Origin of the sequence: Sorangium sp. So ce327, from assembly GCF_051530205.1 — a bacterium.
Classification (GTDB): Bacteria; Myxococcota_A; Polyangia; order Polyangiales; family Polyangiaceae; genus Sorangium; species Sorangium cellulosum_B.
In genome coordinates this window covers 10,165,491-10,178,329 of sequence record NZ_CP150330.1, presented here as the reverse complement: position 1 = coordinate 10,178,329, position 12,839 = coordinate 10,165,491, and the positions used below count along the sequence as shown (strand labels likewise).

At 71.3% G+C, this 12,839-nt stretch carries 9 protein-coding genes; 3 read left to right on the top strand and 6 right to left on the bottom strand.

Annotation, left to right across the window (positions count from 1 at the left end; all coding sequences use genetic code 11):
* Positions 1-14: 14 nt before the first annotated feature.
* A complete protein-coding gene (locus WME95_RS38095) occupies positions 15-1,007 on the bottom strand; it encodes an amidohydrolase family protein (RefSeq protein WP_437904208.1) in 993 nt (330 codons plus the stop codon).
* Positions 1,008-1,299: 292 nt separating this feature from the next.
* On the opposite strand from WME95_RS38095, the gene WME95_RS38090 reads away from it, so the two are divergent.
* Positions 1,300-2,097: a hypothetical protein gene (locus WME95_RS38090; RefSeq protein ID WP_437904207.1), complete on the top strand. Its 798-nt coding sequence runs from the start codon at positions 1,300-1,302 to the stop codon at positions 2,095-2,097.
* Between the two features lie 271 nt (positions 2,098-2,368).
* On the opposite strand, the gene WME95_RS38085 is transcribed toward WME95_RS38090, so the two are convergent.
* From WME95_RS38085 to WME95_RS38070, 4 genes are all read right to left on the bottom strand, one after another.
* A complete protein-coding gene (locus WME95_RS38085) occupies positions 2,369-3,019 on the bottom strand; it encodes a LolA family protein (protein WP_437904206.1) in 651 nt (216 codons plus the stop codon).
* A gap of 47 nt (positions 3,020-3,066) precedes the next feature.
* Positions 3,067-5,565 carry a cytochrome c peroxidase gene (locus tag WME95_RS38080; protein ID WP_437904205.1) on the bottom strand — a complete coding sequence of 833 codons (2,499 nt, stop codon included), beginning with the start codon at positions 5,563-5,565 and terminating at the stop codon, positions 3,067-3,069.
* A 414-nt stretch (positions 5,566-5,979) separates the two neighbouring features.
* Positions 5,980-7,440, bottom strand: a complete 1,461-nt coding sequence (locus tag WME95_RS38075; RefSeq protein WP_437904204.1) for a C45 family autoproteolytic acyltransferase/hydolase — start codon at positions 7,438-7,440, stop codon at positions 5,980-5,982.
* 1 nt (position 7,441) lies between these two features.
* Entirely contained in the window at positions 7,442-8,245 is an 804-nt protein-coding gene (locus tag WME95_RS38070; protein WP_437904203.1) for a glycosyltransferase family 2 protein, read from the bottom strand.
* A gap of 33 nt (positions 8,246-8,278) precedes the next feature.
* Here WME95_RS38070 and WME95_RS38065 point away from each other — a divergent pair, with 33 nt between their 5' ends.
* Positions 8,279-9,595: an MFS transporter gene (locus WME95_RS38065; RefSeq protein ID WP_437904202.1), complete on the top strand. Its 1,317-nt coding sequence runs from the start codon at positions 8,279-8,281 to the stop codon at positions 9,593-9,595.
* A gap of 12 nt (positions 9,596-9,607) precedes the next feature.
* A complete protein-coding gene (locus WME95_RS38060; protein ID WP_437904201.1) occupies positions 9,608-10,591 on the top strand; it encodes a phosphotransferase enzyme family protein in 984 nt (327 codons plus the stop codon).
* A gap of 479 nt (positions 10,592-11,070) precedes the next feature.
* Here WME95_RS38060 and WME95_RS38055 read toward each other — a convergent pair whose 3' ends face one another.
* Positions 11,071-12,765 (bottom strand): adenylate/guanylate cyclase domain-containing protein, encoded by a 1,695-nt coding sequence (locus WME95_RS38055; protein WP_437904200.1) that lies wholly within the window; start codon positions 12,763-12,765, stop codon positions 11,071-11,073.
* Between the last annotated feature and the right edge of the window lie 74 nt (positions 12,766-12,839).

Genomic DNA, 12,839 nt, shown 5'->3' with positions numbered 1-12,839 from the left:
CCGCGAGGTGGCCCTCAGCGCACGCAGGCGCCGAGCCATCGCGCGGCGTTCTGCCCGAGGGCGGGGCCGAGGAGCTCGGGGGGCAGGTGAAGGCCCTGATAGGTGCCGATGGTGCGGGCCGGCTGATCGGCGGTTTGACGGAAGAAGCGAAACTTGTCCTCTTTCAAGAGACCCATGTTCGACTCCACCTGCAGGTCCCACAGCTCCATGGACATGGGGTCCAGCCCGCTGGTCACGAGATCGGTCCCGAACAGGAAGCGCTCGGGCCAGCGAGAGAACAGCCTGAGGAGCTGGGCGCGCTCCCGCTCGAGGCTCGCGAACCCCTCTGTCGCCGGGCCGGCGGAGCCATGGCTCGTATCGACGAGGAGGCGTGGAAATGCCTCCATCAGGGACTCCATGCGCGCGAGGTCGGTGCGGCTGCCGCAGAGGTGCGCGCACACGAGCTGCAGGTCGGGGAAGGCGCGCAGGACCGCCTCGAGCTCGCTCCTGTAACGGACGGTGTTGGCATGAAGCAGAACCGGAAGCGCCTGAGCCGCGAGCGCCTGCCACATCGCCTGGTGCGAGGGGTCGTCGAGGGGACGCTCGTGGAAGAGGTTGTGCCCCTGGTAAAGCTTCACGCCGCAGGCGCCTCGACTGCGCAGCTCGGCGAGGTACGCGAGATCGTCGTGACCCAGATCCAGGGTGACGAAGGGAATGAGCTTTCCACGGTGAGCCGCCGCGGCGTCGAGGACGATGTCGTTGCCTGCGCGGTAGCCGGAGAGGCCAGCGCCACCGCGGCCGCTGGTCAGATCCGGGCTCGCCAGGATGACGGCGCGATCGACGTGATGCTTGGCCATGTGCGCGAGCAATGGTGCCACCGCGCTGGTCTCCGTCAGGTGCACATGGATGTCGATGACCTCCTGGCGGGCCGGCGGAGGCGGCGACGAACGGCACCCCAGGACGGCGGCGAACGCGGCGCCCCACGCGATGCTCCGGAAGCGAGCTCCGCGATCGGCGCGCGAGCTCATCGAAGGAGGGCAATGAGGGCGGCGGCGATCACGAGAGCGATGAGCGACGATTGAACGATGCGGATCCATCGCCGACAAGGATACGCCGCGGCAGGGATGGCGCCATGAGAAAGGAGGGAGGAATGAAGTATGAAATATGAAAATTGATGTGAGCTGATGATTCGCTTCTGAGCCTGCTTTGTGCGAACGCTCGATGTTCGCGCCTCGAGGGCGAGGTTTCGCCCTGGAGATCGTTGTTCATTTGTGCCCAGTGGAGTTATCTATGTCGCTCATTCCTAGCTCGGTTCGTCTCATGGGGTTCGCAGCGCTCTGCGCGTCTTTGTTTGGAACGACGGCTTGCTCGCGCTGGCTGGACGATGGCGCGGGCTCAGGCGCCGAAGGAGGCGGCGGCAGCGATGCCAGCGGCAGCGGTGCCAGCGCCAGCGGCGGTGCCGGCATCAGCGGTAGCGCCGTCAGCGGCAGTGGTGGTAGCGGTGGTAGCGGTGGTAGCGGCGGCAGCGGTAGCGCCATCAGCGGCAGCGGCAGCGGCAGCGGCGGCAGCGGCGGCAGCGGCGTTGGCGTTGGCGGGGCTGGTGCAGGCGGGGCCGCGACCGGGGGCGGTGGAGCGTCTGTTTGCGCAGACGACGCCTACGAGGCGAACGACGCGTCCGTCTCTGCTGCTCCGCTCGCGTATGACCATACCGACGACAGCCTCGGTCCCAGCGCGTGGTTTTCGAAGATCGACTTCGTCCTCTGCCAGGGCGACGAGGACTGGTACCTGCTCGACACCACCTCTCTCGGGATCGAGGAGGTCAACTGGAGCCTTCGCGTCCTGGCCTCCGGAGCAGAGCTGTGCGGCGCGGGTTGTGAGCAATATACTCCGCCCTCCGGCCCGGAGAACACGTTGATCGTGGAGGTCTACAGCGCTGCCACGATGGAGCTCCTCGGGGCCGAGGAGAGCGATCATGGACGGGTATGGCTCGACGGAGGGGGCGCGGGTTCGGCGAACGATCTGCTGCTCCGCGTCTATGGGCCGCCCGAGGCGAACTACCCGTACGACATGAGCTTCGTCGCCAAGTCCTATGAAGGGGAGGACGAGTGCGAGTGCTGATCTTCGCCTAGAGCGACAAACGGGTTGAAACCACGAGAAAAAGCAGGAAATTCACAGGGAGACGGGGAGGCGGGGAGCGAGAGACAGCAAGAGGGAGAAATTCATTTCTTCTTCCTCCCCGCCTCCCCGCCTCCCTGTGAAAATTCTCCGGGTTTTGACGTGATAGGTATTCCAGCGCCGCGACGCCCGCGCTCTTCTCTGCTTCCGTGTCCCGGGGGGCCGGCGGCCCGGCGCTGCCTCGCGCGCCGCCGGGCACGAGCTCGGCGCCCGCTCAGCCCTGCTTCGGCGCCTTCATCCGCGCCGGATCCACGCTCACGTCCCGCGCCACCTTGCCGAACGCGATGACGCTCCGGTCGCCGTTCCGCTCCTCGATGACCACGCGCCGCACCGACCACAGCTCCGGCCCCGAGGTCATCTCGAGGCTGCGCACGTGCTTCGCGACCTCCTCGGCCCGCGGCCGCGCCGCCAGCGTGATCCCGTCCGCGCGGCTCGGGATCGACAGATCGTAGCGCGCCCGCAGCTTCCCGAGATCGCCGCCGAGCAGCACCAGGAGGTCCGACAGCACCGCCCCGAAGCGCCCCGCCGCGCCCCGCCCCGCGCCCGCCGCGCCCTTCGGCGTCGCGAAGCCGAACCCCTCGGGCGTGATCCAGTAGGTGATCGCGTCCGGCGGCTTCAGCTCCCACCGGAGCCGGTCGGGCAGCACCAGCGTCATCTCGCCGTCGCTCTTCACCGCCGTCGCCAGCAGGCCGATGCTCCGCTCCTGCGTGAACGGCGCGACCAGCGTCTTCACCGACGCGCGCGCGCGCGTGATCTCGGCGAGCGCGTCGCCCACCTCGTCCGCGCGCGCGCGGCGCGCGTGGCTGCCGAGCGACAGCGCCCCGCCGCACGCCGCGAGCCCCATCATGAAAGATCGTCGCTGCATCCTCGCCTCGCCCTCCGACATGGTCATGTCAGACGAGCGGGCCGCGCTCAATCCGCAATGGGCTTCGGCGTGTTGGGCCCGCTCTCCGGCAGGTCCGGCTTCGCGATGTACTCCTTCGGGAGCTCGCCCGTCAGGGACTTCAGCCACACCACGATCTGCTCGACCTGGGCATGGGACAGGTCCTTGCCGAGCTGGTGCTTGCCCATGAGCCGCACCGCCTCCTGCAGCGACGAGACGGACCCGTCGTGGAAGTACGGCGCCGTCATGGCCACGTTGCGGAGCGTCGGCACCCGGAAGACCATGAAATCGGCCTGCTTCTTCGTGATCTCGAAGACGCCGCGGTCCATCGTGTCGGGCCACGACCGCACCAGGCCGAGCTTCTGGAACATCGTCGCCCCGACGTGCGGGCCGAAGTGGCACGTCACGCAGCCGACCTCGACGAACGTGTTGAACCCTTCCTTCTCCGCGTTGGTCAGGGCCTCGGGCTCCCCCTCCAGGAACAGGTCCCACCGCCCGCGCGTGATCAGCTTGCGCTCGAACGCGCCGAGCGCCTTCGCGGTGTTGTTGGCGTTGACGGGCCACGGATCGCTCGGGAACGCCCTGCCGAACGCCTTCACGTACTCCGGGATGGAGCGCAGCGTCGCCTCCAGCCGCACCGGCGTCATCGCCATCTCGCTCGGGTTCATCATCGGCCCGTTGGCCTGCGCCTCGACGTTGTCGAAGCGCCCGTCCCACATGAGCGAGAAGAACCCCGCCGAGTTGTACACGCTCGGCGTGTTGCGGCGGCCGCTCTGGTGCGCGTGCCCGATCGACACCTTGGCGCCGTCCGCGCCGTAGCGATCGAGCGGGTGGCACGAGTTGCACGAGAGGTCGTGGTTCTTCGAGATCCGCGTCTCGTAGTAGAGCATCCGGCCGAGGTTGATCTTCTCGTCCGTGAGCGGGTTGCTCGAGGACGTGATGACCGCCGGCAGCGGGTTGAAGCTCCCGAGCCGCTCCGGATCGATCTGCACGGCCGGCTCGGCCGCGGCGGACGCGCCCGGCGCCGCGGTGGGCGCGGCCGGGGCGGCGGCCGCCGGCGCGGGCTGCGTCTCGCCGGTCGCCGGGGCGGACGCGGACGCCGTCGTCTTCTGCACCAGCCAGGCGCCGACGCCGGCGCCCGTCGCCGCGACCAGCGCCGCCGCCACCACGAGCGGGGCCGCCCTGCTGCGGGGACGCACGTGGGCGGTGGGCTGGTCGCCCGCCACGATGATCGTCTTGTGGAAGGGCACGGAGGTGCCCGAGACCGTCCTCGATGGCGGCGGGCCGTCCGGGAGCCCGCGGATCAGGAGGCCGTGCGGGGTCACGTGGTGGCCGCTCTGGGTCGTGTGGTGGTGACCGCTCTGGGTCGCGTGGTGGTGGCCGCTCTGGCCGAGGGCCCCGCTGTGCGTGACGTGCTCGGGCCAGCTGCGGGGCGTCCCCACGGGCGTGGGCGGGCGCCGCGTCGAGAAGTCGCCGGGGTCCGGCCAGCTGCGGGACGTGCTCCCGGGCGTCGGCGTGCGGCTGCGGGGCGTCCCCACGGGCGTGGGCGGGCGCCGCGTCGAGGCGTCGGGGTTCGGCGGCCCCTGCGAGGGCGGCGGGATGTCGGCCTGCACCGAGTCGGGGAGGGGCCGCAGCATGCTCTCGTGGATCGAGATGCCGTGCGACAGGAGCATCCGGCACTCGTCGAGCATCTCCGCCGCGCTCTGGAAGCGCAGGTTCCTGTCGATCTGGAGCGCGCGCTGGACGATCTCGGAGACCTCGTAGGGCACCCAGGGCGCCAGGCTCTGGATGGGCGGCGCCGGGGTCGAGCAGATCGCGACGATGAGCTCGCCGAGCCCCCGCGAGTTCCTGTAGGGGGTGCGCCCGGCGAGCATCTTGAAGAGGACGATGCCGAGCGACCAGACGTCGGTCCTGCCGTCGACGTCCCGCATGTTGCGCGCCTGCTCGGGCGACATGTAGATCGGCGAGCCGATCAGGTTGCTCGTGGCCGTGAGCTCCTTCTGCTGCTCGAAGGTGTCGTCCTGGATCTTGGCGACGCCGAAGTCGAGGAGCTTGACCGCGTACTCGCCCCCGTCGCGCCGCGCCAGGAACAGGTTGGCGGGCTTGATGTCGCGGTGGAGGACGCGCGCGTCGTGCGCCTTGATGAGGCCCATGCACGCCTGGGCCACGATGCAGAGCGCGAGCTCGGGCGGCAGGGGGCCGAGCCGCCGGAGCATCTGGTCGACGTCCTCGCCGTTGAGCAGCTCCATCACGAGGAAGGGCAGGCCGGTCGCGCGGTCCCTGCCGCTATCGAGCACGCTCGCGATGTGCTCGCTGTCGATCGCGCCGGCCGCCCTGGCCTCGCGCTCGAAGCGGGCCATCACCGCCTCGTCCTGCGCGAGCTTGCTCGTGATCACCTTGACGGCGACGCGGCGGCCGGTGCCCAGGTGCCGTGCCTCGTAGACCGCCCCCATCCCGCCTTCCCCGAGCAGCCCGAGGATGACGTACCGTTGATCGAGGGTCGTGTTGATCAGGTTGATGTCCGTCATGGTCTGGTCGACCCGGTCGCCGCTCCGATGCCGCGACCTTGGCGCCCCGAATCGCATTGTCGGACGGAAGGTCGCGCTAGGCAATCTTGCGGTAAGGCCACGCCGGACGAGAGGTGTCCCACCTCCGGTGTATGGGCGTGGGAGAGAGGGCACCCCGAAACCACGCCGAAAACTTGCGATTTCGCGCCGGGTGTGTCGCCGCTGCGCTGCGGGGAGGATCCTCGCGGGCGCGGCGCTTTCGTGCTCGCTGTGGGATGAGGCGCATCCCGGGCGCGGGGCTGTCGCGCTCGCTCGCCATGCTCGCCACGCTTGCCACCTCCGCGTCACGGCATGGAGGCGGCGCCGCCGCGCTTGCGCGAGGGACGGAGCGGTTATTTGGTTGCGTCTGTTTATTTAAGGATTGTCGTTGCTTATTTAAGGATTGTCGTTGCCGCGCTCCCCGCCTTCGTGGGGTGAGCCCGCGCGCTCCCAGGCGGCGTAGTCGCCGCTCGTGAGCAGCGGATCCTCGGGCATGGCGTCGGGCTCGGCGGTGTCGAGCGCCGGGTCGAACGTGGGGCTGAGCAGCCGGGTGAGGTCGAAGCGCAGGAAGCGGCCCGCGAGGTGGGGGCCTTCGCTGACCCAGAGGACGCGCGCCGTGGCGTCCATGACGACCCCGTGGGTGGCGATGAGCGCGTCGATCGCGCGCCGGTCGCCGAGCGGCAGGGGCGCGCCGCCGCGCCCGCGCCGGTCGCGCAGGACGTCGATCGCCGCCTCGATCGTCGCGCCCTCGGGCAGCGCCGCGAGCCGCTCGTCGAGGCGCTCGCGCCGCGGGCGGGTCGAGGTCTCGGCCTGGACGCGGAGGTTGCGCGGATCGCCCGCGAGCGGCCCCTCGAAGTGGTTGGTGAGCGGGACCTTGCCGTGGCCCCGGCGCGCGTGCAGCGGCGCGCCGGGCGCCCGCTCGGCGATCGCCGCCTCGCCGCCCGCGTCGACGAGCATCACGAGGTGGGAGACCATCGGCGCGCGCGCCTCGAGGATCGCGAGCGCCTCGTCGACGCTCCGCGCGCGGCCGAGCACCTCGCGCATCGTGTGGACGACCGGCTCGCCTGCCGCCCGCGGCTCGCCGGCCCGCCCGCCGTGGACGACGAGCGCGAGGCCCTCGGCGTTCATCCCCGTCACCGCGCCGATCAGGCCGGGCCAGGACACCGAGGCGTACGGGATCTTCCCCTGCTCGTGGACGAGGAACACCGCCTTGCCCTCGTCGAAGACGGGCCCGGCCTCGAAGTCGAAGTTGCGGGCGAGCACCGCGTGCCCGTCCGCCGACGCCGTCCCGGTGAGCGCGAAGCTCGTGCAGCCGATGAGCGGCGAGTGCTCGAACGAGAGCGCGATGTCGTAGAGCGACTGGAGGAAGACGAAGCGGTGGTACGTGGGGAGGACGCCGTCGAACGGGTCGGGCGAGAAGGCGCGGGCCTGCGCGGCGATCTCGCGCCGCACGCCGTCGGTCATGCCCTCGTCGACGCCGCGGAACTCGAGGCGCGACAGGTCCATGATGAGCCACCGGAGCGGGGCGACCGGCACGTAGCGGTGGAACTGCTCGTAGAGGGTCCCCTCGTTCTTGACCATCTCCGGGTAGAAGAGCCGCCCGTGCTGGTGCCCGATCTCCTCCGGCGACCCGGAGAGGCGCGCCTCGAGGATCCGCCCGCGAGGGCGCACGTAGGCCGGGCCGAGCACGCGCAGCCCCCCCGGCCTCGCCTCGGGCTCGCCGGCGGCCGCGCGGATCGGGGGCGGCTCGATCCGCGTCGCGGCGGCGATGCCGAGGTGCGCGAGGACCGGCGCGGCGAGGAGCGCGGCGGCCGCGAGGAGCTTGCGGCGGTGGCGTGCGAGGCGCGGCGGCCGCAAATCAGGGAGGCGCCGTCACCGGCTGCCGCGGGTGGGGGTCGAGCTCCGTGGCGAGCGCGCTCGCCGCGGCCGGGCGGACGGGGTCGGGGGCCAGCACCGGCTCGGTCGGCACGTGGCGGAGCCCGCGCGTGAGCGCGAGCGTCGCCACCACCCGGCGGATGATCCGCGCCGGATCGCGCACGCTGTCGAAGTGGGTGAGCCGCTCGCCCTCGGGCGGGTAGATGACCCGGATCGGCGCCTCGACAAGGCGGACGCCGGCGGCCACCGCGCGCAGGAGGATCTCCGCCTCGAAGGCGTACCCCTCGTCGCGGGCGCCGAGCGACAGCGTCGTCCGGAGCGGGTAGCGGCGCAGGCCGCACTGGGTGTCCGCGAAGGGGCGGCCGGCGAAGAGGGAGAGGAAGAAGTTCGAGATCCGGTTCGACATCTGGTTCGCGCGCGGCGCGCCTGCGCCCACGAGATCCCGGATGCCGAGCACCAGCGCCTCGGGGTCGGCGTCGGCCTCGATGAGGCGCCGCGCCTCCTCCGGCGGGTGCTGTCCGTCCGCGTCGATCGTGACCGCGACGTCGAAGCCTGCGGCGAGGGCGAACTCCATCCCGGTGCGCAGGGCGGCGCCCTTGCCCAGGTTCTCCGGGTGGCTCAGCACCGTGGCGCCCGCCGCGCGCGCCCGCTCGGCCGTCCTGTCGCTCGACCCGTCGTCCACGACGATCACGGTGCCGGCCAGGCCGTGGACCCGGAGCGCCTCCCGTGTGACGTCCCCCACGTTGCGCTCGGCCTGGTAGGCGGGAATGATGGCGCAGATCCGCATGAGACAGAGCGCGATTAGCATGGTGTGCCCTGGATGAACAGCGGCAGGCGCCCGGAGCGCCGTCCTGGCCTGTTCCTGCTCCGTTGCCGTCCTGCGTTCCGTCGCGTCTGGATGAGCGAGGTCGTCTCGCTGCTGGGCGACTGGATGAGCTTCGTCGCTGTGAGCCTGCTCGCGCTGGGGGGCGAGGGGGGCGGGGTCGTGGCGCTCGCGCTGGTGATGGTGGGGCATCACCTCCCGATCGCGCTGTTCGCGCCCGTGGCGGGGGTGCTTGCGGACCGGCTGGATCGGCGGTGGCTGCTCGTCGCGACGAGCGTGGCGCAGAGCGCGCTCACGGTCGGGATGCTGGGGGCCGCGGTCGCCGGCAGCGTGGTCGGGGTGCAGGTCCTCGTCTTCGTGCGCGCGTCGGTGGGCGCGCTGCGCTTGCCGGCGCAGAGCGCGGTGCTGCGCCATGTGGTCGAGGAGGACGAACTGCTCGAGGCGAACGCGATCACGTCGGCGACGTGGAGCGTCATGTTCGCGGTCGGGATGGCGGTCGGGGGCCTGATCGCGGGGCTCGGCCCTGCGGCGGCGCTCGCCCTGGACGCGGCGTCGTTCGGCCTGGCGGCGCTGTTCCTCCGGGGGCTCCCCCCGATGGTGGCGGAGGGGCGGCCGGCGGAGGGCGGCATGCTGTCGGCGCTCGCGTCGGTGCGCCGCGACATGGTCCTCGCGTGGCGGCACGCGTGGGAGCGGCCTCCGCTGCTCGCCGCGGTGCTCGCGAAGACGCCGGTCCACATGGCGAACGGCGGGGCGCTCCTCTTGCTCAACCTGGTCGCGACGCAGCTCCCCTTCGCGGGCACGGGCGCGCTCACGCTGGGCGTCCTCCAGTGCGTGCGCGGCGCGGGCACCGGGGTCGGCCCGCTCGTCGGCGTCGCGCTGGTCCGCCGCGGCCTGCGGGGCGAGCTCGCGGCGACCGGGGCCGTCTGGGTCACGTTCGGGGCGATCGCGGTGTTCGCGGTGACCCGCCACCCGGCGGCGCTGCTCGCGGTCGTGCTCGTGTGGGGCCTGGGCAGCGGGGCGAACTGGGTGCTGTCGAGCACGGAGATCCAGCGGCTCTCGCCGGATCGTTTCGTCGGCCGGCTCTCGGCCGCCGACAACCTGGCCCTCACGGTGGGCCTGTGCGGGACGTTGCTCGGCGGGGCGTTCCTGGTGGAGCGCGCCGGCGCGCCCGCGGCGTCCACCTGGCTCGGCCTCGGCGCCGGCGTCGTCACGTGGCTCGGGGCGCAGTGGATGCTGCGCCGGCGTGCCGCGGCGGTCCCGGCGGTCTCGGCGGTCTCGACGCCTCCCTTGCCCCCCGAGACCGAGCGCAGCTAGCCTCCCGCCCCGATGATCCCGGACGTGTGGGCGCCCCTGAGCGGCCTCTCCGTGCGCCGCTGCGAGGACGAGGGCCTCATCAACGGCACCTGGCTGGCAGGCGACCCTCCGCGGTACGTGGTCCAGCGGGTGAGCCCCATCTTCGCCCCGGAGGTCCACGACGACATCGAGGCGGTGACGGCGCATCTGGCGGCCCGCGGCCTCGCGACGCCGCGGTTGCTGCGCGCCGGCGACGGCGCCCTGTGCGCGCGCGATGCCGAGGGCGCGGTGTGGCGGGTGATGGACTTCGTCCCTGGCCGGACGCACCACCGGGTCGGCTCTCCTGTGCTGGCGCGCGCCGCCGGGGAGCTCGCGGCCCGGTTCCACCGGGCGGTGGACGATCTCGAGCATGTGTACCGCCACGTCCGCGCGGGCGCGCACGACACGGCGCTCCACATGGAGCGGCTGGACGGTGCGGCCAGCGGGGGCGAGGGGCGGCGGCTGGCGGACGCCATCCTCGACGCGTTTCGCACGTGGCGGGGGCGGCTCGACCTGCCGGTGCGGCACTGCCACGGCGATCTCAAGATCTCGAACCTGCGCTTCTCCGAGGCGGGGGAGGGGATCTGCCTGCTCGACCTCGACACGCTGGCGCTGCAGTCGATCGACGTGGAGCTCGGCGATGCGTGGCGGTCGTGGTGCAACCCGGTCGGGGAGGACTCGACCGAGACGCGCTTCGATCTCGAGGTCTTCGCCGCCGCCGTGGCGGGCTACCGCGAGGCGAGGCCGTTCGGCGCGGAGGAGCGGGAGGCGCTCGTGGACGCGGCGGAGCGGATCGCCCTGGAGCTCGCGGCGAGGTTCTGCCGGGATGCGTTCGAGGACCGGTACTTCGGCTGGGACCCGTCGCGCTTCCCGACGCGGGTCGCGCACAACCTGTACCGGGCGGCGGGGCAGCTCTCCCTGGCGCGCTCGGCGCGGCGCCAGCGCGGGGAGATCGCGCGGCTGCTCGCGGGGGGGTGACGAGCGCGGCTGCGCGGGAGCGGGCGGACATGTCGGGAGATGGGCCGAGCCTGGCCGAATGTGCCTGAGCCACCGCCGGACCGAACTCGCGCTCGATGAACGCGACCACCTCGGGCTGAGTGCATCGTGGATGGTCGACGAGGCACCGCGCGAAGCGCGGTCAGCACCAGCGGTTCGTTGGGCGGGAGACAGAGAAAGAGAGAGTACACAGGGAGACGGGGAGACGGGGAGGAGAGAGAGACATACAAACCAAGGTGGAGAGGTGAGCCTGACGGTTCGAACGACTGATCCCCATCTCTCGCCTCCCCGCCTCCCCGCCTCCCTGTGAATCTTTTCTTCTTCCTTTCCGCCCAACATGCATTGAGGAGAAAGTCGTCGCTGAACGCTCCGAAGGGATCGGAGGCGTTTGGTGCTAGCCCGCGGTCACGCGCACCCCCGCCGCGCCGAGCGCCTTGATGCGCTATCGCCCCAGGCGCTCGTCAGAGATCCGCCACCGCGTAGGTCATCACCGGCTGCACTCGGCCTTTGACGGTGATCTCGCTGACGGGACGTGTGGTGAAGACGTCCTTCACGAGGAGGTGCGTGTCCTCGCTGAGGAGCACGCTCACGCCGAGCTCCTTGGTCGCGCTCTCCAGGCGCGAGGCGAGGTTCACGGCGTCGCCGATGACGGTGTACTCCATCCGCGCTTCACTGCCGATGTTGCCCGCGACGACCTCGCCGGTGTGGATCCCGACACCGGTCTTCAGCGCCGGGATTCCCCGTTTGGCGAGTCGCTCGTTGAAGCGCTCGAGCGCGGCGCGCATGCGGACGGCCGCGCGCACGGCGCGCACGGCGTCGTTCGGCCTGGGGACGGGCGCGCCGAACACCGCCATGATCGCGTCGCCGATGTACTTGTCGACGACCCCGCCCTCGTCGAGGATGATGGCCACCATCTCGGTGAAATACTCGTTGAGGAGCCCCACGAGCTCATGGGCGTTCATCCTCTCGCTGATCGTCGTGAAGCTCCGGATATCGCAGAAGAGGATCGAGACGGTGAGCGTCTCGCCGCCGAGCTGCACCTTGCCGGCGAGCAGGTGCTCGAGCACGGATTCGGTCATGTACTTGCCGAAGGTGCTGCGGAGCTTGTCGCGCTCCTTGAGGCCGTCGACCATCGAGTTGAAGCCGGTCGCGAGATCCTCCAGCTCGTCGCCGGTCTTCACCGCCTCCACATGGACGTACTGCTGTTGCTCGAGGTGCTTGAGGGCGACGTTCACGCGGGAGAGCGCGCGCGACATCGTGCTTGCGAGGCGCGCGCCGAGGACCAGCGAGAAGAGCGCCGCGACGGTGAGCACGCCGGCCGCGAACATCAGGTTCTGGCGCACGATGTTGCGGACGTCGCTCACGTCGAGCGCCATGACGATCGAAAAATCGCCGGCCTTGCCCCGGAGCGATCGGGGCGCGAAGCGGGAGAGGGCCCACAGCGAGCTCGCGTCCTCGACGATCGTGGGGTGGGTCTCGTCGCCGATGACGGAGCCCTGGAGCAGCTCGGTCGGGAAGCGCGCCGTGCCCGTGATCCTCTTGCCCGACGGATCGACGAGCGCGATCTCCACGCCGAGCTTCGTCGCCACCTCGTCGAAGTAGGTGTGATCGATGGGGATGCAGGCGAGCAGCGATCCGGCGTCGCTCCTCGCATGCTGGGCGATCATGTACGCGGGCGGCGAGCCTGGCTGTCCATCGCACCCATGGACGAGCACGTCCCGCAGGTCGTCCATCTCGGCGAGGCCCGAGAGGCCCTCGGTGAGCCCGGGGACCTCGTCCGTGCTCGGCGGCGGCGCATCGAGCCCCCTGGCCGCGACCCGATTGCCGAGCTCATCGAAGGCGACGATGGCGACGTTGGGATGGGCGGCGGTGACGGCCTCGAGCGCCGTCTCCACGGCCGTCTCGTTCCGCAGCCGGAGCCCCTCGACCAGCTCGCGCGTTCGAGACGCCTGGCGTGAGGTCGCCGAGATGGCGCGCTGCTGCTGCCTGAGCTCCAGCCGGAAGTTGCGGATCGCCTGCGGGACGCGCTCGCTGATCTGCGCGAGGAGCTGCCGGTGCATCACCCAGGAGAGCACGGGGAGGGCCGCGAGGGTCGCGAGCGAAGAGAGCGCGACGAGGACGGTGAGCTTGGCGCGCACGGTGCTGAGGCGGAACATGAAGACCTTCATCAAAGCAAAGTCGGCTTCCGGTGGACAGCGCGTCGACATGTCGACCTGACGTCGAAGTTCGA

Coding starts and splice junctions, on each gene's coding strand:
- WME95_RS38070 (WP_437904203.1), bottom strand. CDS start 8,245: ATGCGGATCTGCGCCATCATTCCCGCCTACCAGGCCGAGCGCAACGTG.
- WME95_RS38090 (WP_437904207.1), top strand. CDS start 1,300: ATGGGGTTCGCAGCGCTCTGCGCGTCTTTGTTTGGAACGACGGCTTGC.
- WME95_RS38055 (WP_437904200.1), bottom strand. CDS start 12,765: ATGTTCCGCCTCAGCACCGTGCGCGCCAAGCTCACCGTCCTCGTCGCG.
- WME95_RS38095 (WP_437904208.1), bottom strand. CDS start 1,007: ATGAGCTCGCGCGCCGATCGCGGAGCTCGCTTCCGGAGCATCGCGTGG.
- WME95_RS38085 (WP_437904206.1), bottom strand. CDS start 3,019: ATGCAGCGACGATCTTTCATGATGGGGCTCGCGGCGTGCGGCGGGGCG.
- WME95_RS38065 (WP_437904202.1), top strand. CDS start 8,279: ATGAACAGCGGCAGGCGCCCGGAGCGCCGTCCTGGCCTGTTCCTGCTC.
- WME95_RS38080 (WP_437904205.1), bottom strand. CDS start 5,565: ATGACGGACATCAACCTGATCAACACGACCCTCGATCAACGGTACGTC.
- WME95_RS38060 (WP_437904201.1), top strand. CDS start 9,608: ATGATCCCGGACGTGTGGGCGCCCCTGAGCGGCCTCTCCGTGCGCCGC.